Origin of the sequence: Amycolatopsis speibonae (assembly GCF_042647925.1) — a bacterium.
Lineage (GTDB): Bacteria > Actinomycetota > Actinomycetes > Mycobacteriales > Pseudonocardiaceae > Amycolatopsis > Amycolatopsis speibonae.
In genome coordinates this window covers 36,369-60,569 of the sequence record NZ_JBHRWK010000030.1, presented here as the reverse complement: position 1 = coordinate 60,569, position 24,201 = coordinate 36,369, and the positions used below count along the sequence as shown (strand labels likewise).

Here is a 24,201-nt window from a genome sequence, read left to right as displayed (position 1 = left end):
TATCCGCGTTCGTGTACCGCCCTTTCCTACGTTGGGCGCTGCCGACGCCACCCGGCGCGGAGGAAGTGAGGAGCGCGGAACATGCGCAAGACATTGGGAACCTTCAGCGACAAGCTGCTGAGCGTGTTCGTGGCCAAGGCCGACGTGGGCGCCGGCTGCCCGCCCGACCCGTTCACCAAGCACTGCTACTGCCGTGAGCGCAGCGACTTCCGGCAGAACTGTTCGACGAACGGCGCCTGCAAGGTGTTCTGCGGACCCTGTTACGCCTACCGGATCTGCGGAGGCTGATCGACACCGCGGGGCGGCGGCGACACCGGCCGCCACCCCGCGGTACCCCGCCCGTCCCTCTTCCTCCACTGGAGAACACCATGCCCATCCTGACCGCCGCCGTCGTGCTCGTCGGACTCCTGTGCGTGCTGGACCTGCTGCTCAGCTTCGGCATCATCCGGAGGCTGCGCGAGCAGAACGAGACGCTGAAGAACGTGCAACAGAAGTCCGGCGTCGACCAGCAGATCGCGTTGCCCGCGGGCGCCACCATCGGCGCCTTCTCCACCACCACGGTCGGGGGCGCCGAGCTGTCCATCGCGGACATCGACGGTTCCCGTGCCCTCGTCGGCTTCTTCTCGCCGAACTGCGAACCGTGCAAGGAGCGGATGCCCGAGTTCATCGAGTACGCCGCCCGGTTCGAAGGGAAGGTGTTCGCGATCGCGGCCGGGGATGAGGCGGAGACGGCCGACATGGTCGCCCGGCTCGGCGAGGTCGGCGAGGTGATCCGAGAGTTCGACGGCGGTGACGTGCACCAGGCCTTCGGCGCCACCGGCTATCCCGCGCTCTGCCTGGTCGAGGGCGACCGGACCGTGCTGGCCAGCGGGTGGGAGATGTCGGTTCTGCCGGTGCCGGCCAAGCTGTGAACACCTCCCTCGGCGCCCGCCGGGTACTGAGCCTGCTGGCGGCGGCTGTCCGCCTGACCAGGCAGGCCGCCCCGGTGGGCACGCCGCTGTACCTGGTGCTGTGCCTGATCGGCGGGGTCGTCCCGATCGCGACCGCGTGGTGCATGAAGGTCCTCCTCGACGGACTGGCCGCCGGCGAGGTGTGGCTGAAGCTGCTCCCGTGGGCGGTCGCCCTCGCGGTCACCGGGTTGCTGGTGGGCCTGCTCCCGATCGGCACCGAATACCTGAAGCAGCGGCTGGACCGGTCGGTGGCCGTGGTGACGATGGACCGTCTCTACCGGGCGATGGACCGGCTGGCCGGGATCGCGAGGATGGAGGATCCACGATTCCGCGACAAGCTCCGGCTCGCCCAGCAGACCGGCCGCAGCGGCCCGGGCCAGCTCGTCGACGACGGTGTCGGCTCGGTGCAGGCGGCCGTCACCCTGGGCGGGTTCCTGGGGACCTTGCTCGTGATCAACGCGGGGATGGCGGTGATCGTGCTGGTGGCGGCGATCCCCGCGTTGCTCGCCAATCTGCGGTTGAGTCGCGCGCGGGCGCGTGTCCTGTGGTCGATCGCGCCCACCGAGCGGCGCGAGCTGTTCTACGCCGACCTGCTGGCGAGCCTGGACGCGGCGAAAGAACTGAGGCTGCTGGGACTCGGCGAGCTGTTCCGGCGGCGGATGCTCGTCGAGCTGACCGCCGCGCACGCCGTCGTCGAAGGCCAGGATCGCCGGGACGCGCGCGTGCAGGGCCTGCTGGCCGGGCTCACGGCGGCGGTCGCGGCGGGCGGCCTGGTCTGGGCGGCGTGGCTGGCCGCCCACGGCAGGCTCTCGCTCGGCGACATCGCGATCTTCGTGGCATCGGTCGGCGGGATGCAGGGAGCGTTGCAGAGCCTCGTCACCCGGCTGGCTTCGGCGCATCATTCGACTCTGCTGTTCGACCACTACGAGGAGATCGAGTCGCAGGGCCCGGATCTTCCCGTCCCGGCCGAGCCCCGGCGGCTCGCGGCGTTGCGCTCGGGCATCGAACTGCGCGACGTCTGGTTCCGCTACGCCGAAGACCAGCCTTGGGTGCTGCGAGGAGTGAACCTGACCATCGCGCACGGACGGTCGCTGGCGCTGGTCGGGCTGAACGGGGCGGGGAAGTCGACCATGGTCAAGCTGCTGTGCCGGTTCTACGATCCGGAACGCGGTGCGATCCTGTGGGACGGCGTGGATCTGCGCGACGTCGGAGTCGAGGACCTGCGCGCCCGGATCGGCGCGGTGTTCCAGGACTACATGTGTTACGACCTCAGCGCCGCCGAGAACATCGGGCTCGGCGACGTGTCCGTCATGGACGATCGCGAGCGGGTCGTCGCGGCGGCGCGGCGCGCGGGCGCGCACGACATCGTGGCCGGCCTGCCGCGCGGGTACGACACCTTCCTCTCCCGGATGTTCTTCGACGAGGCGGACCGGGACGACCCGGAGACCGGCGTGCTCCTTTCGGGCGGTCAGTGGCAGCGGCTCGCGCTCGCCAGGGCGTTCCTGCGCGACCGGCGGGACTTGATGATCCTGGACGAGCCGAGTTCGGGACTGGACGCGGAAGCCGAGCACGAGGTGCACAGCAGCCTGCGGCGGCACCGGGAAGGCGCGACCAGCGTGCTGATCTCGCACCGGCTCGGCGCGGTCCGCGACGCCGCGGTGATCGCGGTGCTCGCCGAGGGCCGGGTCACCGAATTGGGCTCGCACGACGAGTTGATCGCCTCCGGCGGGGAGTACGCGAGGCTCTTCCGCCTGCAGGCTTCGGGTTACGACGAGGTGGTGTCCCCATGATGTATGTGGTGCTCACGGCGGCCGTGGTGGTGGCCGTCCTGGTCGTGTGGCTGGTGACACTGCGACGGCGGCTGCTGGTGGTGACGGTGCACGGGGTGAGCATGGAGCCCACCTACGTCGCGGGCGACCGGCTGCTGGTGCGGCGGTCCCGGCTGGAACGCGTACGGACGGGGCAGGTCGTGGTGGTGCAGGGCGGGCCCGGCGGGCCGGGGGACCCGACGGCAGGACGGCTGGTGAAACGCGCGGTGGCCGTCCCCGGCGATCCGGTGCCGTCGCAGATCCCGGTGCCCGAGACGGTCGTTCCCCAGGGAAACCTGCTGGTGCTGGGCGACAACCCGGCGCGCAGCAACGACTCCCGGCGGCTCGGCTACATCCCGGCGGACGCGCTGATCGGCGTCGTGCTCCGGCCGATCGGGCAGCGATGAGCTACGTCGCCGTCTTCGCGATCGTCCTGTGCGGACTGGTTTTGCTGGTGTCAGCCGTCAGCAAGGTGCGGGGTAAGGGCTCCTACGCCGAGTTCGCCGCGTCGGTGCCCGCGTTCGGGATCCCGGCGCGCTGGACCGGGCTGTTCGCCGTGGCCACCCTGGCCGCCGAGTTCGCGATCGCGGCGCTCCTGCTTCCCGCGGCCGCGCTGATCTTCGCGGACGTCTTCGCGGACGCGGGCCGGTGGCTCGCTCTCGGCGGGCTGGTGCTCGCGGCGGGTTTGTTCGCGGTGTTGACCGCGGCGGTGTGGCGGGCGGTGGCGCGCCGGACCGGTGCGGCGTGCCGCTGTTTCGGCCCGGCGCGCGCCGTGCTCGCGTACCGGCACGTGGTGCGCAACGCGCTCCTGCTGCTGGTCGCCGCGGCAGGCCTCGTCGCGTTGCCGGGTGTGGGCGGCGGGGATCCGGTCGCGGTGGTGCTTTTTGCGGCTGTCGGTGCGGTGGGGGCGGTGGCCGTGGTCCGGTTCGACGACCTCGCTGAGCTGGTGGTCGGGGCGGTGCCGGAAGTGCGGTGAGCGCGGTGGTCGTGAGTGGCTAGGACGGTTAATAACCCGAATCGCCACTCACGACCACTGGACCGAGTCGGTGCTTCGCGTGACTGGGTGGGCGACACGCGTGCTCCGACGGGCGACACGCGTGACTGGACGGGCGACACGCCGCGGTCTGGGGTCTCATCGCGAGTCGCCCACCCAGTCACGTGTGTTGCCCCTCCAATCACGCGAAACCGCCAGACTGTGGGTACCTAAGACACTGTTGGCTCTAGCCCGAATCGCCACTCACGACCACCCGGACCCACCACGGCGCGGCACCCTGGTCGCCTGCAGTACGTGAAGGGGGCCTTCACGCGCGGCCGCCGTGACGGCTGGTGCGGGTGGGGCGTATGTGGCGGACCGCCTCGCTCCCGCAAAGCGTCGCACAGAGCGACGGAGCGTCGGGGTGTCAGGCGGCGAAGACCTGAGAGTCGTCGGCGAAGGCCTTGAACTCCAGGGCGTTGCCCGCCGGGTCCAGCAGGAACATCGTCCACTGTTCGCCGGTCTGCCCCTCGAACCGGACGTAGGGCTCGATGACGAACTCGGTCTCGGCGGCACGCAGCCGGTCCGTCAGCTTTTGGAACTCCGGCACGGTGAGGATCAGGCCGAAGTGGGGGACGGGCACGTCGTGGCCGTCGACGGGGTTGTGGATCCGCTGTTGCCGCTCCGGGGCGAGATGCGTGACGAACTGGTGTCCGCGCAGGTTCCAGTCGATCCACGACTCGGAGCTGCGGCCTTGTTCGAGGCCGAGCACTTCGCCGTAGAAGGTGCGGGCGGCGGCCAGGTCGTCGACAGGCATCGCGAGGTGGAAGCGCGGGATCGGGGAGTCGAGGATGCTCATGTCTCAATGTTAACATTAGGACAAGAGGGGAGTCGCTACGATCGGACGATCCTGAGGGAGGGTGACGATGAGCAAGGTGGTGCCGGCGCGTCGTCGCGGGCTGGCGGACGAGGTCGCCGACAGGGTCAGGGACGCCATCTTCGGGGGCGCGTACCCGCCTGGCGCGCAGTTGCGTGAGGTGGAGCTTTCGACGGCGCTCGGCGTCAGCCGCGGGCCGGTGCGCGAGGCGCTGCTCAAGCTGGACCGCGAGGGCCTTGTCCGGAGCGAATGGCATCGTGGTGCCCTCGTCACGACCTTGTCCGACGTGGATGTCGCCGAACTCGACAGTCTCCGCTCCGCGTTGGAGCAGCTGGCTGTCCGGCTGGTGGTCGCGAACGCGTCGGCCGCGGAGCTGGCCGCGATCGACGAGGCCGTCGAGCGGATGGACCGGGCGCGCGACGAGCACGAGATGGTGCGCTGCGACGTCGACTTCCACGACGCGGTGTACGCGGCTTCCGGGCATCGGCGGCTCGTCGAGGCGTGGCAGGCCATCCGGTCGCAGGTGCACCTGTTCCTGCTGACCCGCATCGGTGTGAGCGCCGAGGGCTACCTCGCGAGCATTCCGGAGGAGCACCGTCGGCTGGCGTCCGCGCTGCGCGCACGGGACGGCGAAAAGGCCCTGGAACTCTTTGCCTCACACCGAGGTCAGGCTCTCGACGTGATGCTGGCTCGTGAGCGGTAACAACGGTTCTGACCGTCCTCGCCGCTCACGAGACAAAATGCGAGCGAAAACCCTTGACGCCCACCTCAGCCACGGCTTAACTCAAGCCCTGAAATAAGACGTGTCCCGGGTCACAGGCCTCGGGCGCGGCTTGGCCACTCACCCCGAGGACCATCGATGCGAATCGGAAAGATCGCTCCCGCGCTCGTCCTGGCGCTGGCGGCCGCCACCACGGCGGCGTGCGGCGGCGGCGACACGTCGTCCAGTGCTCCCAAGGAGCTCGTGTACTGGGCATCCAACCAGGGCACCAGCCTCGACAACGACAAGGCGGTCCTGCAGCCCGAACTCGACAAGTTCGAGAAGGCCTCCGGGATCAAGGTCAAGCTCGAGGTCGTCCCGTGGACGGATCTGCTCAACCGGATCCTCGCGGCCACCACCTCCGGCAAAGGGCCGGACGTGCTCAACATCGGCAACACCTGGTCGGCCTCGTTGCAGGCGACCGGAGCGTTCCTGCCGTTCGACGACGTCGCGCTGGAGAAGACCGGCGGCAAGTCGCGGTTCCTCGGCCCGTCGCTGGCGGCCACCGGGGCGAGCGGGCAGCCGCCGGTCGGCGTGCCGCTCTACGGCCAGGCATACGGCCTGTACTACAACAAGAAGCTCTTCTCGGAAGCCGGGATCACCAAGCCTCCGGCCACCTGGGAGGAGCTCGTCGAGGACGGCAAGAAGCTCACCAAACCCGACAAGGGCCAGTGGGGACTGTCGCTCCAGGCGGGCCAGGTCACCGAGAACAGCCACCACGCGGCGATCCTCGGCGCCCAGCAGGGCGCGCAGTTCTTCACTTCCGAGGGCAAGCCGCAGCTGGCCTCGGACCCCTCGGTCGCGGCCGTGCAGCAGTTCGTCGATCTGATGCAGAAGGACAAGATCGTCAATCCGTCCAACGCCGAATACGCCGACACCGCCAAATCCCTCAAGGACCTGTCGGACGGCAAGGCCGCGATGTTCATGAACCAGGCGTCCGCCGGTTCGTTCAAGAGCATCGGGATGGACATGGCGAACCTGGGCGTCGCACCGATCCCGCTGCCCGCCGCCGCGCCGCCGAACGGCCGCAAGGTGAGCAGTTTCGTCGCGGGCATCAACATGTCGGTCTTCAAGAACACCAAGAACCCCGACGCCGCACTGGACTTCGTGAAGTTCATGGTCTCGGCGCCGGAACAGGCGCTGCTCAACAAGACCTACGGTTCGCTTCCGACCGTCCAGGACGCGTACAGCGACGCGGCGTTCCAGACCGAGGACGTCAAGGTCTTTCAGAGCGTGCTCGCGAACTCGGCCGAGCCGATGCCTCAGGTGCCGCAGGAGTCGCAGTTCGAGACCCTGATCGGTACCGCGATGAAGGCGATGTTCGCCGACGTCGCCGCGGGCAAGCCTGTCGACGGAGCCAAGATCCGGGACCAGCTGAACCAGGCGGACCAGCAGATCGCGGCCGGTAGTTGATGCCGACCGCTCTCGATGACGCCCCGGCCGTGAAAGCGGCCGGGGCGCCCGGACGCCGGCCCGCTCGCAAGCGGCGCCGGGTCGCGCTGCCGTATCTGCTCCTGCTTCCCGCGATCCTGCTCGAACTGCTCGTCCACCTGATCCCGATGATCGCCGGGCTCGTGATGAGCTTCTTCAAGCTGACGCAGTTCTCCATCCGGGACTTCTCGTCCGCCCCGGCCGCCGGGCTGGACAACTACAAGTTCGTCCTGGACTTCGACTCCGCCGCGGGGAAATCGCTGCTCGGCTCGTTCTGGATCACCGTTCTGTACACCGTTCTCTCGGTCTGGTTCTGCTGGCTCTTCGGCACCTCGGCCGCCGTGCTGATGCAGAAGAACTTCCGGGGCCGCGGCGTACTGCGCACCCTGTTCCTGGTGCCGTACGCGCTGCCGATGTACGCCGCGGTGATCACCTGGTCGTTCATGTTCCAGAAGGACACCGGCCTGGTGAACGACCTGCTGGGCACCGATTCCTTCTGGCTCATCGGGGACAACAGCTTCTGGTCGCTGGTGGTGGTCTCGGTCTGGCGCAACTGGCCGTTCGCGTTCCTGATCGTGATGGCCGGGCTGCAGAACATCCCCGGCGAACTGTACGAGGCGGCGGCGATCGACGGCGCGGGCTGGTGGCGGCAGTTCCAGGCGATCACCCAGCCCATGCTGCGCCCGGTCAACCAGGTCCTGCTGCTGGTGCTGTTCCTGTGGACCTTCAACGACTTCAACACGCCGTATGTCCTTTTCGGAGCGTCCGCGCCGAAGGAGGCATCGTTGATCTCGATCCACATCTACCAGAGTTCCTTCGTGACCTGGAACTTCGGCCTCGGCTCGGCGATGTCGGTGCTGTTGCTGCTGTTCCTCCTGATCGTCAGCACCGTCTACTTGGGACTGACCGCACGAAGGAGGAACGCCGTTGTCTGAGCCTCGCTGGGTCCCGTGGGCCCGCCGATTCGTCCTCGGCTTCCTCACCCTGTTCACCCTGGTGCCGCTGTACGCGATGGTGTCTTCGTCGCTGAAGCCGCTCGGGGACGTGCAGGGCAAATGGGAGTGGTTCCCGACGACGCTGACCATCCAGCCGTTCTTCGACATCTGGGACACCATCCCGCTCGCCGAGTACTTCGTGAACAGCCTGGTCATCTCCGGTTCGGCGGCGATCCTCTCGGTGGTGATCGCGATCTTCGCGGCCTACGCCCTGAGCCGTTTCCGGTTCCGCGGCAAGAACTTCTTCAAGCTGACCGTGCTGTCCACGCAGATGTTCCCCGGCATCCTGTTCCTGCTGCCGTTGTTCCTCATCTTCGTCAACATCGGCAACACCACCGGCATCGTCCTGTACGGCTCCCGGCTCGGGCTGATCATCACCTACCTGACCTTCTCGCTGCCGTTCGCCATCTGGATGCTCGCCGGCTACATCGACTCGATCCCCAAGGAACTCGACGAGGCCGCGATGGTCGACGGCACGGGGCCGCTCGGCGCGCTGATCCGGGTGGTGATCCCGGCGGCCATGCCGGGCATCGTCGCCGTCGGCATCTACTCGTTCATGACGGCCTGGGGCGAGGTCCTGTTCGCGTCGGTGATGACCGACTCGGGCACGCGGACCCTCGCCGTCGGTCTCCAGGAGTACTCGACCCAGGTCCAGGTGTACTGGAACCAGGTCATGGCCGCCTCCCTGATCGTGTCCGTCCCGGTCGTCGCCGGATTCCTGTTGCTCCAGCGCTATCTCGTCGCCGGGCTCACCGCCGGTGCCGTGAAATGACCCGCCCGTCGCTCCGTACAGAGAGGTCTGCCTTGAATCTGCACCTGCCCGCCGATTTCCTGTGGGGTGTGGCCACCGCCGCGTACCAGGTCGAAGGCGCCGTCGACGTCGACGGCCGCCTCCCGTCCATCTGGGACGACTTCGTCCGGGTCCCGGGTGCCGTCCTGAACGGCGACACCGCCGACGTCGCGTGCGATCACTACCGGCGCTGGCCGGAGGATCTCGCCATCATGAAGCGACTGGGCCTCGACGCCTACCGGTTCTCCGTCGCCTGGCCGCGGGTGATCCCGACCGGCCGGGGAGAGGTCAACGCTGTCGGCCTCGGCTTCTACGACAGGCTCGTCGATGCGCTGCTCGAAGCCGGGATCCGGCCGTTCGCCACGCTGTTCCACTGGGATCTGCCCTCAGCACTGAAAGGCGGCTGGCCCGAGCGCGACACGGCCTACGCCTACGCCGACTACGCCGCTGTCGTCGCGGCGAAACTCGGTGACCGGGTCCAGGACTGGAACACCGTCAACGAGCCACTGTGCTCGGCCTGGCTCGGCTACCTCGAAGGCCGCTTCGCCCCCGGGGTCAAGGACCTCAAGCAGGCGATCCACGCGTCGCACCATCTCCTGCTCGCTCACGGCCTGGGAGTGCGGGCGATCACCGCGAACGCCGCCGAGCCCGCCAACGTCGGCTTGGTGGTCAACCTCAGCGGGATCGAGCCCGCGTCGGACTCCGCCGAGGACGTCGCGGCGGCGGCCCGGATGGACGGGCACGTCAACCGCTGGTGGCTCGACCCGTCGAACGGACGCGGCTACCCGGCGGACATGATCGAGGTCTACGGCGTCGAGCCGCCCGTGGTCGGGGACGACCTCGAGGTGATCTCGACTCCGGTGGGCTTCCACGGGCTGAACTACTACTTCCGCCAGATCGTCGAGGACGATCCGGACGGTGCCGCGCCCCGCGCCCGGCAGGTGCCTGTCGAGGGAGCCGCCACGACCGCGATGGGCTGGGAGATCCACGGGCAGGGGCTCGCGGACCTGATTCACCGGCTCGCCAACGAGTACGGCGCCCGGGAAATCTACGTCACCGAGAGCGGGGCCGCCTTCGAGGACAAGGTCGCCGAGGACGGTTCGATCGACGACGCCGACCGCATCGCCTACCTGGAGGAACACCTGGGCGCGGTGGCCGGGGCCGCCGAAGCGGGCGCGCCGGTGAAGGGCTACTTCGCCTGGTCGCTGCTCGACAACTTCGAATGGGACAGCGGGCTGAGCAAACGGTTCGGGCTGGTCCGGGTCGACTACGACACGCAGGTCCGCACGGTGAAGGCGAGCGGCCACCGGTACGCGGAGATCATCGCCGAGCACCACGGCCGCTGACCGGGCCCAGGGGTGTCATGAAAGGGTCGTTCAAGACGAAAAGTGTCTTGAACGACCCTTTCGTGACACGGGCGAGGGGGACGGAACCGGTTCGTGCGCGCGGATGGACCGAGGGGCCCGGATTCGTCGCGCGGTACGAACGGACGTCCGCGGAAACCTCCTAGGGTCGCCATGAACGAGGCGATCTGAGGAGGCGAAGCATGCGGACACTCTTGCGTGGCGGTCGTGTCATCGACCCGGCGACGGGGTTCGACGGCACGGCCGACGTGCTGGTATCGGGCGGGGTGGTCACCGCCGTCGGGGCGGGCTTGACCGCGGAACCCGGCGACGTGGAGATCGACGTCACGGGGCTGGTCGTCGGACCGGGCTTCATCGACCTGCACAGCCACGTGCACACCATCGCGGGCCAGCGGCTGCAGGCGATGGACGGCGTGACGACCGCGCTCGACCTCGAAGCCGGGCTGATGCCGATCGAGCGGGCGTACGCCGAGGCGGCCGCGGCGGGACGCCCGCTGCACTACGGGTTCTCCGCGTCCTGGGGCGCCGCGCGGGCGCAGGTGCTCGCCGGGATCGAACCGGACGCGAACATCGACAGCGGGCTGGCGGTGCTCGGGAACCCCGTCTGGCAAAGGTCTTCGTCGCCGAAGGAACTGGCCGCCTGGCTGTCCCTTGTGGACGGTGAGCTGGCCGCGGGCGCGCTCGGCGTCGGGGTGCTCCTCGGCTACGCGCCCGACACCGACCCCAGTGAATTCCTCGCGCTGGCGCGTCTCGCCAAGGAAGCCGGTGCGCCGACCTACACCCACGTCCGTGAACTGGTCGAGGTGAATCCGGAGACGCCCGTCGACGGTTCGGCGGAGATCGCGATCGTCGCGGCCGAGACCGGCGCCGCGATGCATCACTGCCACGTGAACAGCACCTCCGGGCATCAGATCGAGCGGGTGCTCGCGGCGCTCGAAGCGGGCCGCGCCGCCGGATCCCGGGTGACCGTCGAGGCCTATCCCTACGGTGCGGGAAGCACCGGGATCGGCGCCGCGTTCCTTTCGCCCGAACGCCTGAAGATGAAGGGCCTGTCCCCGTCCAGCGTGATCATGCTGGAGTCGGGGGAGCGCATCGCCGACGAAGGCCGCCTGCTCCAGGTCCGCGCCGAAGACCCGGGCGCGCCGTGCATTCTCGAGTTCCTCGACGAAAGCAGCCCGCACGACCTCGGCCTGCTGCACCAGGCACTCGCGTTCCCCGACGCCATCGTCGCCAGCGACGCGCTGCCCGTGTACTGGAAGAACGGCACCAGCGAGAGCACCGAATGGCCGCTGCCGCCCGGCGGCGCAACCCATCCGCGTACGGCCGGGACGTACGCCAAGACCTTGCGCCTGATGGTGCGCGAGAGCAAGGCTTGGACGTGGCTGGAGGCTTTCCGGCGCTGTTCCTATCTGCCGGCGCGCGTGCTCGACGAGGTCGCTCCCGGGGCACTGGCCAAGGGAAGGCTCAACGTGGGAGCCGACGCCGACATCGTCGTCATCGACCCGAACGCCATCACCGACGCGGCGACCTACTTCGACCCGATCAGGCCTTCGGTCGGCGTCCGGCATCTGTTCGTCTCAGGCGTTCCTGTCGTCACCGACGGAAACCTGCGCACCGAAGCCTTCCCCGGCAAGCCGCTGCGGGGTGAGCCGCGATGAGCGAACTGCTCGCCGACATCGAGACCCTCGTCCGCTGCGAATCCCCGTCCTCGGATCACGAAGCCGTGGCCCGCAGCGCCGAAGTGGTGGCGGACGTGGGCCGGAGGCTGCTCGGCGCGGAGCCGGAGCGGATCGTCGTCGACGGGGTCACGCATCTGCGCTGGCGGTTCGGCGACGGACCGTCTCGCGTGCTGCTGCTCGGTCACCACGACACGGTGTGGCCCAACGGTTCGCTGGAGACACATCCGCTCTCCGTACGGGACGGCGTGTTGCGCGGCCCAGGCTGCTTCGACATGAAGGCCGGGGTCGTGATGGCGCTGTACGCCGCCGCGGTCGTCCCCGATCGCGACGGACTGTCCATTCTGGTCACCGGCGACGAGGAGATCGGCTCGCCGTCGTCCCGTGCCCTGATCGAGGAAACGGCGGCGGGCTGCGACGCGGCGTTCGTGCTGGAGGCTTCGGCCGACGGCGGCGCGCTGAAGTGCGGCCGCAAGGGCGTTTCCCACTACCGGGTCGAGGTGATCGGCCGTGCCGCGCACGCCGGGCTCGAACCGGAGAAGGGGATCAACGCGGGGATCGAGATCGCCCACCAGATCCTCGCGGTGGCCGCGCTCGCCGATCCGGCGGCCGGGACCAGCGTGACCCCTACCGTCGCCTCGGTGGGCACGACGGTGAACACCGTTCCCGCCGCCGCGGGGGTGGCCGTCGACGTCCGGGTGTGGAACGAGGCCGAGCAGCTCCGCGTCGACAGGGCCATGCGGGACCTCCGCCCGGTACTGGACGGCGCAGAGGTCCGGGTGACCGGCGGGATCAACCGGCCGCCGCTCGAAGAAAGCTCGTCGGCGGGACTGTTCGCGCTGGCCCGGGAACTGTCGGGCCAGCTCGGTCTCGGTGAGCTCGCCTCCGCGTCGGTCGGTGGCGCCTCGGATGGCAATTACACCGCGGGCATGGGTATTTCGACCCTGGACGGCCTCGGCGCCGTCGGTGGCGGGGCACACGCGGATCACGAACACGTCGTCGTCGCGGAATTGCCGCGACGCACCGCTTTGCTGGCCGCACTCGTGGAAAACGTGCTCGCGAAGCGGGGTCCGTCCGGTGCGACGAATCCCGCGGGCGAATCTGGTACGGCACGACGGTGACTCGGCCGCCGAGCCGGGAAAGGATTGTCCCGTGACGAATCTTGCGACGAATACGGAGAGCCTGGCGGCGGAGGTGCGCGACGAAGCCGTCGCCGCCGCGCGGGCCGCGGCCGTGGCTTCGGGCGTCGAAATCCGCGAACTCACCGAAATCGCCGATCTGGCCGCGGTGGTCGGCCTGTTCGAGTCGATCTGGAAGTCCGCGCCCGGCGCCCGGCCGGTGAGCACGGAACTGCTCCGTGCGATGTCCTCGGCCGGGAACTACGTCGCGGGCGCGTTCGAGAACGGCGAACTGCTGGGGGCCTGTTTCGGTTTCTTCGGGAATCCCGGGAAGGCGAGCCTGCACAGTCATATCGCCGGGGTCGCGGGCGCCGGCGTGGGCCGGGGGATCGGCCACGCGCTCAAACTGCACCAGCGCGGCTGGGCGCTGCTCCAGGACGTCTCGATGATCACCTGGACCTTCGATCCGCTGGTGCGGCGCAACGCCTATTTCAACCTGGGGAAACTCGGCGCGCGCCCGATCGGCTACAAGCCCGACTTCTACGGCCCGATGGAGGACAGCATCAACGGCTCGGGCGACACCGACCGGCTGATGGTCGGCTGGGATCTGACGAGCCCGGACGTCCGCTCCGCCGCTTCCGGTGAACCCGTCCTGATCGACGCGGGAGCCTTGGGCGCGGCGAAAGCATTGTCGGTCGACCCCGACGGCGGTCCGAGCATCGGATCCGCCGACGCGCCGACCGTGCTCGTCGCCGTCCCCTCCGACATCGAACGGTTACGCCGCACCGATCCCGGTCGCGGCAACGCGTGGCGCGTCGCCCTGCGCGAAGTCCTCGGCGGACTGATGGCGGACAACGCCCGGGTCGCCGGTTTCGATCGTGCCGGCTGGTACGTGATCTCGAAGGAGCAGTCGTGAAACTCAGCGGTGTGGAACTGCGCCGGTTGCGGATGCCGCTCGTGGCACCCTTCCGGACGTCGTTCGGGACGCAGTCCGAGCGGGAACTGCTCCTCGTCCGTGCGGTGACCCCGGCGGGCGAGGGCTGGGGCGAATGCGTCGCGATGGAGGCGCCGCTCTATTCGTCGGAGTACAACGACGCCGCCGAACACGTCATGCGGAACCATCTCGTCCCGGCCCTCCTGGCCGCCGATGACGTGACCGCGTACCGGGTGACGCCGTTGCTGGCGAAGTTCAAGGGCCACCGGATGGCGAAGGGGGCGCTGGAGATGGCCGTCCTCGACGCCGAACTCCGCGCGCACGAACGGTCCTTCGCGGCCGAACTGGGGTCCACTCGCGACTCCGTGGCCTGCGGCGTCTCGGTCGGGATCATGGACTCGATCCCGCAGCTGCTCGACGTCGTCGGCGGCTACCTCGACGAGGGCTACGTCCGGATCAAGCTGAAGATCGAACCCGGCTGGGACATCGAGCCGGTGCGCCAGGTGCGGGAGCGCTTCGGCGACGACGTGCTGCTTCAGGTCGACGCGAACACCGCGTACACCCTGGGCGACGCGCCCCTGCTGTCCCGGCTCGACCCGTTCGACCTCCTGCTGATCGAGCAGCCGCTCGAAGAAGAGGACGTGCTCGGGCACGCCGAACTGGCCAAGCGGATCCGGACCCCGATCTGTCTCGACGAGTCGATCGTCTCGGCCAAGGCCGCGGCGGACGCGATCAAACTCGGCGCCTGCCAGATCGTCAACATCAAGCCCGGCCGCGTCGGCGGCTACCTCGAAGCCCGCCGGGTGCACGACGTCTGCGCGGCCCACGGGGTCGCGGTGTGGTGCGGCGGGATGATCGAGACCGGACTGGGCCGGGCGGCCAACGTCGCGCTGGCGTCACTGCCCGGCTTCACGCTGCCGGGTGACACCTCGGCGTCCGGCCGGTTCTACCGCACGGACATCACCGAGCCGTTCGTGCTGGACGCCGGGCACTTGCCGGTGCCGACGGGACCGGGCCTCGGCGTGGCCCCGATTCCCGACCTCCTGGACGAGGTCACCACCGAAAAGGTGTGGATCGGTTCATAGCGAGCTACTAATTCCGGGGTTAGATTTGGTCGAAACGAACCAATCGGTTCGGTGAGGCCGGGTTTAACTTCGGGGGGTGCTGACACCGGTGCCGAGCAAACCGCACACGAGCCTGGGACGCGTCCTCGAGGACCTCGGGGACGTGCTCCTGGAGCCGGTCGCGGTCGGCCGGAGCACCCGCCGGAAGCTCGGCGGGGTGGTCATCCACGATCCGCACGACGAATCCGAGATCCCTGGCGGAGCCGTCGTGCTCGGCGTCGGGGTGCGGGAGCAGGACGAGGTCGTCCGCCTTTTGCGCGACGTGGGCGCGAGGGGCGCTGCGGCGCTCGTCGTCCGCTCTCCCGTCACCCCGACGCCGGAACTCCGGCGCGCCGCGGAATCGTCCGGGGTCGCCCTGCTCGGGCTCGCCCGCGGCGCGTCCTGGGCCCAGCTCGCCGCCATGCTCAGGACCCTGCTCGCCGAGGGGGACGTCGGCGAGGTCTCGCCGCAGACGCTCGGCGGCATGCCATCGGGCGACCTTTTCGCGCTGGCCAACGCGATCGCCGCGCTCCTCGACGCGCCGGTGACCATCGAAGACCGGAGCAACCGGATCCTCGCGTTCTCCGGGCGCCAGGACGAAGCGGATCCTTCCCGGGTCGAGACCATCCTCGGCCGCCAGGTGCCGGAGCGGTTCGCCCGCGGGCTGGAGCGGGACGGAGTCTTCGAGAAGCTGTACCGCGACCACACGCCCGTCTACGTCGACCCGCAGCGCTACGACGAAATCGAGCTCGTCCTGCCCCGGGTGGCGCTCGCCGTCCGGGCAGGCGACGAGATACTCGGCTCGATCTGGGCGGCGGTCCGGGAGCCGCTCAGCGAGGAGCGGACCCAGGCCCTGATCGACGCCACCAAACTCGTCGCGTTGCACATGCTCCGGCTGCGCGCGGGCGCCGACGTCGAACGACGGCTGCGCGCGGACCTGGTGAGCACGGCGCTCGAAGGCGGTTCCGGGGCGCCGGAGGCCATCGCCCGGCTCGGCCTGCTCGGCCAGCCGTCGATCGTGCTCGCCATGGGCCTGCTCGGCGCGCCCGCGATCGAGGACGACCTCCGGCTGGTCGCGGACCGCCAGCGGGTCGCCGACGCGCTCGCCATGCACCTCAGCGCGGTCCAGCCGCGTTCGGCAGTCGCTCTCGTCGGCGACGTCGCCTACGGCATCGTCCCGATGCCCGGCGGTCACGACGACTGGCAGGAGCGTTCGGTGCGGGTCGCGTCGACCTTCCTGGAGCGCACCGGGCGACGCGCGGCCGCCGCGATCGGCATCGGACCGCTCGCGCTCGACGGCTCCGGCCTGCGTGCTTCCCGTGACGGCGCGGACCGGGCGTTGCGCGTGCTGCTCACCAACGCCGGCGTGAAACGCGTGGCGACCGCCGACGACGTCCACGTCGACGCGCTCATGCTGGAACTGGCCGACCTCGCCGCGGCCAGGGGAGACGTCGCGACAGGACCTGTCGCGCGGTTGCTCGCCTACGACGCCCAGCACCAGTCACAACTGGTGCACACCCTCCGGTGCTGGCTGGACGCCTTCGGTGACATCGGCGCCGCGTCCGCCGCGGCCTATGTCCATCCGAACACTTTCCGCTATCGCTTGCGGCGCCTCGCCGAAGTCGGCGAGATCGACCTCGACGACGCGGGCGAGCGGTTCGCCGCCATGGTGCAACTACGGCTGTTGCCCCGTGACGCGCGGACAGGGCCGCCGGGTGCCGAAGACTGACTTTGGTCTGCCCGGCCCGAAACGGCGGCGGATGTTCGTGTGATCGCACGAACTCCCTCCGCCGAGTGCGTTTCAGAATGAGTGATCGGCGCCACCCTCGCCGGTCTCCCTTCTCTCCCAACGTTTCCGCGGAGGCGCCATGACGGCAGTGGTCAACGAGGACACCTGGACAGCGCGGCGGATCAACCGGACGGCGCTCATCACCATGGTGGTGATGGTCTTCGCCTGGGCGGTCGACTACATCGACCGGTTCTCCATCGGGATGGCGCTGCCGATGATCGGCGCCGAATTCGACCTCAGCAAGACCCAGCAGGGCTGGCTGGTGACCGTGTTCGCGCTGGTCTACATGGTCTGCCAGATCCCGGCGGGGTTCCTCGCCGACCGGTATGGCTCACGGGGTCCTATGCTGGTGACGCTGCTGGCCTGGTCGGCGTTCACTGCGATGACCGGAATGGCGGGCACCTTCGGCATGCTGCTGTTCGTCCGCGGTCTTTTCGGTGTCTGCCAGGGGCTTTTCCCGGCGGCCTCGTTCAAGGCGATCGCCGAACGGACGACCCCCGGCAACCGGGCGACGGTGACCGGCGTGATGCTGTCCGCCGGCGGGATCGGCGCTGGGCTGGCGCCGCTGATCGTCGGCCCGCTGCTGATGGCGGTGGGCTGGCGGCACACGTTCTTCTGGATGGCGGGGATCGGCGCGATCATCGGCGTGGTCGTCTGGACGTTGCTGCCCAAGGCGCTGCCGAAGTCCCTGAGCAGCCTTCCCCGCACTGAGGCGAAGACCCCTGAAGTCTCGCGCAAACAGGTGCTGAGGTCGCCGGTGATCTGGAAGTTCACCCTGCTGTTCTGCGTCACCAACATGCTGAACTACGGGATGATCACCTGGGTCCCCAGCTACCTCCTGGAGACGCGGGGCCTGACGCTGAGCCAGACCGGGGTGCTCGCGGCGATCCCGATGCTGGTCAGCATCGGCACGACCATCCTCGGCGGCTGGCTGTTCGACCGCTACTTCCACGACCACGGCCGCTGGTATCTCGGTTCGATCGCGCTGGTGACCGTGGTGCTGCTGACGTTGATGGTGAACGCGGACAGCACGGCGGAGTTCACCCTCTACGAGACGCTCGCCCTGGCGGTGTTCGGCATGGCGACGATGGCCGTCTTCGGCCTCCCGCTGCGCGTGCTGCCCACGGAGGTCACCGGGATCGGCATGGGAGTGATGAACTTCGGCGGCCAGGTGGCCGGCGCGGTCGCCCCGGTGGCGATGGGCTGGCTCGCCGACGCTTTCTCCTACACGGCCGCGTTCGGTTTCCTGATCGGCACCACCTTCCTGACCGCCGTGATGGCGTTCTGGGTCCCGCAGAACCCGGCGCAGTTCAAGTTCTCCCCGGCCGGTCCCGTCGCGGGGGCCCGTGGGGCTCCGTGAGCGCCGACCGTCTCCCGGATACCCGCTATCGGGCCGGTTCCGTGTGATCAGAAGGGCGACACACGTGATCGGAAGGGCGACACACGTGATCAGACGGGCGACACACGTGATCAGACGGGCGACACGGGTGTCTAGACGGACGAATCGCGGCGGGCGTTTGCCGCGAGCGTGTCGCCCGTCTGATCACGCGAGTTCGCCGTCTGATCACGCGAGTTCGCCGTCTGATCACGCGAGTCACGCCTTCGTGTGTCCGGGTGGCGCCCAGGGGGACGTTGCGAAAGTGGCTTTCGCAACCTCATCTCGGTCCGCGATCACCGCGTGACCCCGCCTGACCCACGGCGAGTCCTAAATAGACAGGAGTTCCATGCCCACCGCGTCCGAAGTCATCGAAACGATCAACGCCCGCGCGAAGGAGGTCGGGGTCCGGGTCCGGCTGCACGCGGCCGAAGTCGACGGCACCCGGCGGATCGGCGTCGACGAACACACTCCGGTCGTCACGGCCTCGGTCTTCAAGGTCCCGGTCGCGCTGGAACTGGCGAGGCAGGCCGCCGACGACGGGCTCGACCTCGGCGAGCCGATCACCGTCCCGCCGGGGCATCCCACGCCGAGCCCGTACGGTCTCGCCACCTTCCGGCACGAGATCACGATGTCCTGGTACGACCTCGCGATCCTGATGATCGGGATCAGCGACAACGTCGCCACCGATCTGATCCTCGCCCGCGTCGGGAAGGAGCGGACGGAGAAGTCGTTGCGGAGCCTCGGTTTCGAGCACACCACCGTCCCGCAGGACTGCGGGGAGGTGCTCGGCAGCATCGGGGAGGATCTCGGGATCTCCTACGAGGACGACGAAAAGCTGCTGGCGGAACTCCCGATGGAGCGGATCGCCGCGTTGCGCGCGCTGCGACCGGAGCACACCTGCGCCACGACCGCCGAAGAGATCACCCGGCTGCTCGGGCTGATCTGGCGCGACGAGGCGGCGTCGCCGACAGCGTGCGCCGACGTCCGGCGCTGGCTGGATCTCCAGGTGTGGCCGCATCGGCTGCGGTCCGGGTTCCCCGACGACGGGATCAGCGTCAGCGGCAAGACCGGGACCCTGCCGTCGGTGCGCAACGAGGTCGGTGTTGTCGAGTACCCGGATGGCGGCCGTTACGCGGTAGGGATTTTCACCGACGCCGTCGACGGACGGTCGCGGGTGCCGGAGCGGGACGCGTTCATCGGCTTCGCCGCGGCACAGGCCGTCGAATGGCTCAGGCTTCCCGAGGCCGGAAGCGAATGATTCGTCCGCCCGGATGAATTTTCCCGCCGCTCTCGTAGTTCCGCACGAACCGGTGACGCCCGTCACCGTCCTAGCATTCCGGCAACTGCCGGTTCACCCTTTCGACGGACAAGGATGCCCATGTCGAAACTTTCCGATATCGATACCTGGCTCGTGGAGAACCTCTCCTCGCTCCTGGCGAAGCATCAGGTGCCCGGCGCGGCCGTCGCGGTGTTCGCGAACGGCGAGGTGATCGACCACGCGGCCGGCGTCCTGAACAAGGGCACCGGCGTCGAGTCCACAGTGGATTCCGTCTTCCAGATCGGGTCCATCACCAAGGTGTGGACGACCACCCTGGCGATGCAGCTCGTCGACGAAGGCAGGCTGGACCTCGACAAGCCGGTCCGCGACTACCTGCCCGAGTTCGTCCTCTCCGACGACGACGCCGCTTCGCGGATCACCGTGCGGCAGCTGACCTGTCACACCTCCGGCTTCGAGGGCGACATCTTCACCGACACCGGGCAGGGCGACGACTGCGTCGCGAAGCTGGTTGCGACGCTGTCCGACGTCCCCCAGCTGTTCCAGCCGGGGGAGATGTTCTCGTACAACAACGCCGGGTACTGCGTACTCGGCAGGATCGTCGAGGTCCTGCGCGGCAAGTCCTACGACGACTGCCTGCGTGAGCACCTCTTCGCGCCGCTCGGGCTGACCCACGCCGCGGCCGGACCGTACGACGCGATCCGGTACCGCGCCGCGATCGGCCACCTCCAGGCCTCGCCGGCAGACGCGCCGGAGCCGGCCCCGGCCTGGGCGCTCACCCGGTCGAACGTCCCCGCCGGCTCGCATCTCGCGATGCGCCCGCGAGACCTGCTCACCTTCGTGCGCATGCACCTGAACGAAGGCCGTGCCGACGACGGCACCCAGGTGCTCAAGCCCGAAACCGCCCGCGCCATGTGGGAACGCCAGGTCGAACTGCCCTACCTCGGCCTGATGGGCGGGGCGTGGGGGCTCGGCTGGATGATCTTCGACTGGGACGGCGGCCCGGTGATCGGCCACGACGGCGGCACCATCGGCCAGTCGGCGTTCCTGCGGGTGGTGCCCGGCAGCAACGTCGCGGTGGCGCTGCTGACCAACGGCGGCAAGCCGCTGCACCTCTACCTGGACATCTTCCGGAAGGTGCTGGGCGACCTGGCGGGTGTCGAGGTCCCGCCGCTGCCCGAACCCAACGCCGCCGAGGCCCCGGCGGACCCGTCCCGCTACGTGGGCGAGTACTCGTCGCAGGTCGCGGACATCGTGGTCACGCAGGACGAGGAAGGCGGCCTGTGGCTGGAACGCACGATGAAGGGCATGTTCGCCGACCTCGGCGCGGCGCCCGAGAAGAGCAGGCTGCTGGGCTACAAGGGTGACACGCTGGTGGCCGAGCACGACGGTCTCGGCCTGCACATGCCGCACGCGTTCGTCGGTGACGACGGCGCCGGCCGCGCCTTGTACGTCCACACCGGACGCGCCGACCGGCGGGTGAGCCGGTGACGGCGATCGAGGACGAGATCGAGGCGGTCTTCGCGAACGCGGGGGCGCGCGGGTTCGTGCACGCGCGCGAGGTCGGCGTCCCCGGTGGTCCCGAAGTCGGGGTCGGCGCGGACGACCCGGTCGTGCTGGCGTCGGTGTTCAAGATCCCGGTGGCGATCGCCTTCGCCCGCGAGGTGGCGGCCGGACGGCTCGACGAGACCGAGCGGACCCGCGTCACCGCGCGCTACCGGATCGGCGGGATCGGCACCGCGGGCTGCGCTGACGACGTCGAGATGAGCTGGCGCGACCTGGCGCATTTCATGCTGACGATGAGCGACAACGCCGCGACCGACCTCGTCTACCACCGGGTCGGGCAGGACGCCGTCGACAAGGTCCTCACCGACCTCGGGCTCACCAGGACGCGGCTGATCGGCTGTTGCGAAGACCTCTTCGCCTCGGTGGTCGCCGATCTCGGCGCGACACCGGACGACGATCTGGAAGCCATCCTCGCCGCGGCCGGCGAGGAACAACTGTGGAAGCTCGCCGTCCTCGACCCGGAACGCACCACGGCGTCGACCCCGCGTGAGATCACCGAACTGCTCGACGCGATCTGGACCGACCGCGCGGGCGACCCGGCCGCCTGCGAACGCGTGCGGACGATCATGGCCCAGCAGATCTGGCCGCACCGGATCTCGTCCGGCTTCCCCGCCGGAGTCGAGATCGCGGCGAAGACCGGGACGCTTCCGGCCGTCCGCAACGAAGCGGGAGTGGTGACCTATGAGGACGGTCGCCGATACGCCGTCGCGGTGTTCACCCGCGCGGACTCCCTCGCCGATCGTCAGCCCGCGGTCGATTCCGCCCTCGGCGAGGCCGCCCGGCTCGCCGTCGAACACCTCCGTGCGCAGACCGTCACCCAGTAGGAGAAACCCCATGAAGAAAGCCCGGCTCACCGCCGCGATCGCGAGCGTGGTGGCCTTGACCGTGAGCGCGTGCGGGGGGACGTCGCAATCCGGGGAAGACCGGACCGCGAACCAGAAACTCACCGAAGGCAAGACCTTCACCATGGCGATCGGGACCGATCCGGGAGCGCTGGACCCGGCGATGACCGTGCTCTCGACCGCTCTCGAGATCGGCCGCTACCTCTACGACAGCCTGATCAACCTCGACGAGACCGGCAAACCGATCCCGGGGCTCGCCGAAAAGTTCGAGGCCACCACGACCACGGCCTCCTTCACCCTGCGCAACGGGATCACTTGCGACGACGGCACGCCGCTCACCGCGAGCGACGTCGCCGCGAACATCAACTTCGTCGGCGATCCCGCCAACAAGTCCCCGATGTCGGGGCTCACGATCGCACCGGGGTCCAAGGCGACCGCCGACGACGCGGCGCGGACGGTCACCCTCACCAGTGGAGCCCCGGACGCCTTCCTGCTGCGCAATGCCGGCGGCCTGCCGATCGTCTGCGGCAAGGGCGTGACCGACCGGCAGGCGCTGGCCAAGGGGAAGTACGGCACCGGCATGTTCACGATGTCCGAGATCGTGCCGAACGACCGCTACACCCTGACGCGGCGGAAGGACTACGCGTGGGGGCCGGGGGACTGGCAGCGTGAGCAGCCGGGCCTGCCGGAGAAGGTGGTCTTCCGGGTCATCCAGAACATGACGACCACCTCGAACCTGCTGCTGTCGAGTGAGGTCAACGCCGCCCGGATCACCGGTCAGGACCAGCAGCGCCTCCGCGCCCAGAAGCTGTTCCACGGCGAGCAGGTCGTGCCGATGGGAGAGATGTTCTTCAACCAGGCGCCCGGTCGCGCGGGCGGCGATCAGGCTGTCCGCCGCGCGCTGGTGCAGGCCCTCGACCTGGCCCAGATCGGCAAGGTGCTCACGAGTGGCGCCGGGGCGCCCAGCCAGGGGATGGTCACCACCGAACCCAGGGCGTGCGCCGGTGACGCGGTGTCGGGCAAGCTGCCCGCGTTCGACGTCGCCGCCGCCAAGTCCGCCCTCGACGCGGCGGGGTGGAAGCCGGGAGCGGACGGCGTTCGGGTCAAGGACGGCAAACGGCTCGCGCTCACCGCGATCTACGGCTCCCAGCTGGGGCCGACGATGGCGTCGTCGGCCGAACTGATGCAGCAGTCGTGGAAGGCCGCCGGTGCGGACGTCACGCTCAAGGCCCTCGACAGCCCGGGTACCAGCCAGGTGCTCTTCAACACCGGCGAGTGGGACATCTCGCTCGCGCCGGTGACCCTGTTGCTGCCGAGTCAGGTCGGCTCGTTCGTCTCCGGGCCGAAACCGCCCGCCGGGACGAACTTCGCGCACATCGAGAACGAGCGGTACACGTCGCAGGCCGCGCAGGCGGCGCAGATGCCGGGTGACGCCGGCTGCGCGACGTGGCTCGCGGCGGAATCGGCGCTCATCGAGCGGCTGGACGTCGTGCCGTACGTCAACTCGGTCATCCCGATCTTCGGCAGCAACGCGCGGTTCAAGGTCAACTTCGGCTCGATCGAGCCGTCTAGTGTCCGGATGTACAGCTGATGGTGGTCGCCCTGGCGCCGTCGGGACTGCGCGGTAGTCCCTGGCTCTCGTTCGCGGTGCGCCGCCTCGGCCGGTTCGCGGTTTCGCTGTGGGTCCTGGTGACCACGGCGTTCCTGATGATCCAGCTGATCCCCGGCGACCCGGTCCGCGCGGCGCTCGGGCTGACCGCTCCGGTGGAACTGGTGAACGCGCGGCGGGCGGCCCTCGGGCTCGACGATCCGTTGTGGCTGCAGTACGTCCACTACATCGGTGGGCTGGTCACCGGTGACTTCGGGACGTCGATGACGAGCGGGCAGGCGGTCTCCGAGGTGATCGGGGACCGGCTGCCCGCCACCCTCCAGCTGGCGTTGCCCGCCTTCGCGGTGGTCATCGCGGTGGCGATCCCGCTGGGCCTCCTGTTCGCCGTGCTGACCCGTGGCGGACGGCGGCGGGGCGGCGAGCTGGGGTTCACTTCGACGACCGTGCTGCTCGCGGCCATCCCGGAGTTCCTGCTCGCCGTCGCGCTGGTCGCGTTCTTCGCGGTCCAGCTCGGCTGGTTCCCGGTCGCCGGGAACGCGGACGCGAGTTCGTTCGTGCTCCCGGTCATCGCGCTGGCGCTCGGCCCGGCCTCGGTACTCGCCCGCATCGTGCGGGTCGAGACGCTTTCCGTGCTGGGCAACGACTTCATCCGCACAGCGCGGGCGAAACGGTTGCCCGCGCGGCTGGTCTACCTGCGGCACGCGCTGCCGAACGCGCTGACCGCGACGCTGACCATGAGCGGGCTGATGCTCACCGGGATGGTCGCCGGGACGGTGCTGGTGGAGAACGTGTTCGCCTGGCCCGGTCTCGGATCCACCATCGCGCAGTCGATCCTGCAGAAGGACTATCCGCTGGTGCAGGGGATCGTGCTCGTCTACGGCATCGGGGTGCTGCTGGTGAACCTGACGGTGGACGCCCTGCTGGCCGTCCTCGATCCGCGTTCGACGATCCGGGAGAGCTGA

22 protein-coding genes are annotated in these 24,201 nt (G+C 69.3%); 21 read left to right on the top strand and 1 reads right to left on the bottom strand.

The annotated features are described in order from the left end of the window. The first annotated feature begins 81 nt into the window (after nt 1–81). The 5 genes from ACFOSH_RS22065 to ACFOSH_RS22045 all read left to right on the top strand — a co-directional run bounded on the left by ACFOSH_RS22065 (nt 82) and on the right by ACFOSH_RS22045 (nt 3,734). Nucleotides 82–288 carry a hypothetical protein gene (locus ACFOSH_RS22065; protein WP_378240923.1) on the top strand — a complete coding sequence of 69 codons (207 nt, stop codon included), beginning with the start codon at nt 82–84 and terminating at the stop codon, nt 286–288. A gap of 80 nt (nt 289–368) precedes the next feature. Continuing rightward, a complete protein-coding gene (locus ACFOSH_RS22060; RefSeq protein WP_378240922.1) occupies nt 369–911 on the top strand; it encodes a TlpA family protein disulfide reductase in 543 nt (180 codons plus the stop codon). Further along, nucleotides 908–2,740 carry an ABC transporter ATP-binding protein gene (locus ACFOSH_RS22055; protein WP_378240921.1) on the top strand — a complete coding sequence of 611 codons (1,833 nt, stop codon included), beginning with the start codon at nt 908–910 and terminating at the stop codon, nt 2,738–2,740. Before ACFOSH_RS22060 ends, ACFOSH_RS22055 begins: the two co-directional genes overlap by 4 nt. Further along, nucleotides 2,737–3,165 (top strand): S26 family signal peptidase, encoded by a 429-nt coding sequence (locus tag ACFOSH_RS22050; RefSeq protein WP_378240920.1) that lies wholly within the window; start codon nt 2,737–2,739, stop codon nt 3,163–3,165. Before ACFOSH_RS22055 ends, ACFOSH_RS22050 begins: the two co-directional genes overlap by 4 nt. Continuing rightward, entirely contained in the window at nt 3,162–3,734 is a 573-nt protein-coding gene (locus ACFOSH_RS22045; protein ID WP_378240919.1) for a MauE/DoxX family redox-associated membrane protein, read from the top strand. Before ACFOSH_RS22050 ends, ACFOSH_RS22045 begins: the two co-directional genes overlap by 4 nt. A 424-nt stretch (nt 3,735–4,158) precedes the next feature. On the opposite strand, the gene ACFOSH_RS22040 is transcribed toward ACFOSH_RS22045, so the two are convergent. Next, on the bottom strand, nt 4,159–4,590 hold the full coding sequence (locus ACFOSH_RS22040) for a VOC family protein (RefSeq protein WP_378240918.1): 432 nt from the start codon (nt 4,588–4,590) through the stop codon (nt 4,159–4,161). A 67-nt stretch (nt 4,591–4,657) separates the two neighbouring features. On the opposite strand from ACFOSH_RS22040, the gene ACFOSH_RS22035 reads away from it, so the two are divergent. The 16 genes from ACFOSH_RS22035 to ACFOSH_RS21960 all read left to right on the top strand — a co-directional run bounded on the left by ACFOSH_RS22035 (nt 4,658) and on the right by ACFOSH_RS21960 (nt 24,201). Next, on the top strand, nt 4,658–5,311 hold the full coding sequence (locus tag ACFOSH_RS22035) for a GntR family transcriptional regulator (protein WP_378240917.1): 654 nt from the start codon (nt 4,658–4,660) through the stop codon (nt 5,309–5,311). A 156-nt stretch (nt 5,312–5,467) separates the two neighbouring features. Continuing rightward, on the top strand, nt 5,468–6,781 hold the full coding sequence (locus ACFOSH_RS22030) for an ABC transporter substrate-binding protein (RefSeq protein ID WP_378240916.1): 1,314 nt from the start codon (nt 5,468–5,470) through the stop codon (nt 6,779–6,781). Beyond that, nucleotides 6,781–7,734 carry a carbohydrate ABC transporter permease gene (locus tag ACFOSH_RS22025; RefSeq protein ID WP_378240915.1) on the top strand — a complete coding sequence of 318 codons (954 nt, stop codon included), beginning with the start codon at nt 6,781–6,783 and terminating at the stop codon, nt 7,732–7,734. Before ACFOSH_RS22030 ends, ACFOSH_RS22025 begins: the two co-directional genes overlap by 1 nt. Then, on the top strand, nt 7,727–8,566 hold the full coding sequence (locus tag ACFOSH_RS22020) for a carbohydrate ABC transporter permease (RefSeq protein ID WP_378240914.1): 840 nt from the start codon (nt 7,727–7,729) through the stop codon (nt 8,564–8,566). The genes ACFOSH_RS22025 and ACFOSH_RS22020 overlap by 8 nt, the downstream gene beginning before the upstream one ends. Before the next feature lie 32 nt (nt 8,567–8,598). Further along, nucleotides 8,599–9,930 (top strand): GH1 family beta-glucosidase, encoded by a 1,332-nt coding sequence (locus ACFOSH_RS22015; protein WP_378240913.1) that lies wholly within the window; start codon nt 8,599–8,601, stop codon nt 9,928–9,930. Nucleotides 9,931–10,130: 200 nt separating this feature from the next. After that, a complete protein-coding gene (locus ACFOSH_RS22010; RefSeq protein WP_378240912.1) occupies nt 10,131–11,606 on the top strand; it encodes an amidohydrolase family protein in 1,476 nt (491 codons plus the stop codon). Further along, entirely contained in the window at nt 11,603–12,745 is a 1,143-nt protein-coding gene (locus ACFOSH_RS22005) for a M20 family metallopeptidase (RefSeq protein ID WP_378240911.1), read from the top strand. Before ACFOSH_RS22010 ends, ACFOSH_RS22005 begins: the two co-directional genes overlap by 4 nt. A gap of 31 nt (nt 12,746–12,776) precedes the next feature. Next, nucleotides 12,777–13,658 (top strand): GNAT family N-acetyltransferase, encoded by an 882-nt coding sequence (locus ACFOSH_RS22000; RefSeq protein WP_378240910.1) that lies wholly within the window; start codon nt 12,777–12,779, stop codon nt 13,656–13,658. Continuing rightward, nucleotides 13,655–14,761 (top strand): o-succinylbenzoate synthase, encoded by a 1,107-nt coding sequence (gene menC / locus ACFOSH_RS21995; RefSeq protein WP_378240909.1) that lies wholly within the window; start codon nt 13,655–13,657, stop codon nt 14,759–14,761. The genes ACFOSH_RS22000 and menC overlap by 4 nt, the downstream gene beginning before the upstream one ends. Nucleotides 14,762–14,837: 76 nt before the next feature. Next, nucleotides 14,838–16,508: a PucR family transcriptional regulator gene (locus ACFOSH_RS21990; protein WP_378240908.1), complete on the top strand. Its 1,671-nt coding sequence runs from the start codon at nt 14,838–14,840 to the stop codon at nt 16,506–16,508. A 139-nt stretch (nt 16,509–16,647) separates the two neighbouring features. Then, nucleotides 16,648–17,928, top strand: coding sequence for an MFS transporter (locus ACFOSH_RS21985; protein WP_378240907.1), 1,281 nt, complete (start codon nt 16,648–16,650; stop codon nt 17,926–17,928). Between the two features lie 364 nt (nt 17,929–18,292). Beyond that, a complete protein-coding gene (locus tag ACFOSH_RS21980; RefSeq protein ID WP_378240906.1) occupies nt 18,293–19,204 on the top strand; it encodes a serine hydrolase in 912 nt (303 codons plus the stop codon). A gap of 120 nt (nt 19,205–19,324) precedes the next feature. Further along, complete coding sequence (locus ACFOSH_RS21975) at nt 19,325–20,713, top strand: serine hydrolase domain-containing protein (RefSeq protein WP_378240905.1); 1,389 nt, start codon at nt 19,325–19,327, stop codon at nt 20,711–20,713. Next, entirely contained in the window at nt 20,710–21,612 is a 903-nt protein-coding gene (locus tag ACFOSH_RS21970; RefSeq protein ID WP_378240904.1) for a serine hydrolase, read from the top strand. The genes ACFOSH_RS21975 and ACFOSH_RS21970 overlap by 4 nt, the downstream gene beginning before the upstream one ends. 10 nt (nt 21,613–21,622) lie before the next feature. After that, nucleotides 21,623–23,221 carry an ABC transporter substrate-binding protein gene (locus ACFOSH_RS21965; RefSeq protein WP_378240903.1) on the top strand — a complete coding sequence of 533 codons (1,599 nt, stop codon included), beginning with the start codon at nt 21,623–21,625 and terminating at the stop codon, nt 23,219–23,221. Then, nucleotides 23,221–24,201: an ABC transporter permease gene (locus ACFOSH_RS21960; RefSeq protein WP_378240902.1), complete on the top strand. Its 981-nt coding sequence runs from the start codon at nt 23,221–23,223 to the stop codon at nt 24,199–24,201. Before ACFOSH_RS21965 ends, ACFOSH_RS21960 begins: the two co-directional genes overlap by 1 nt.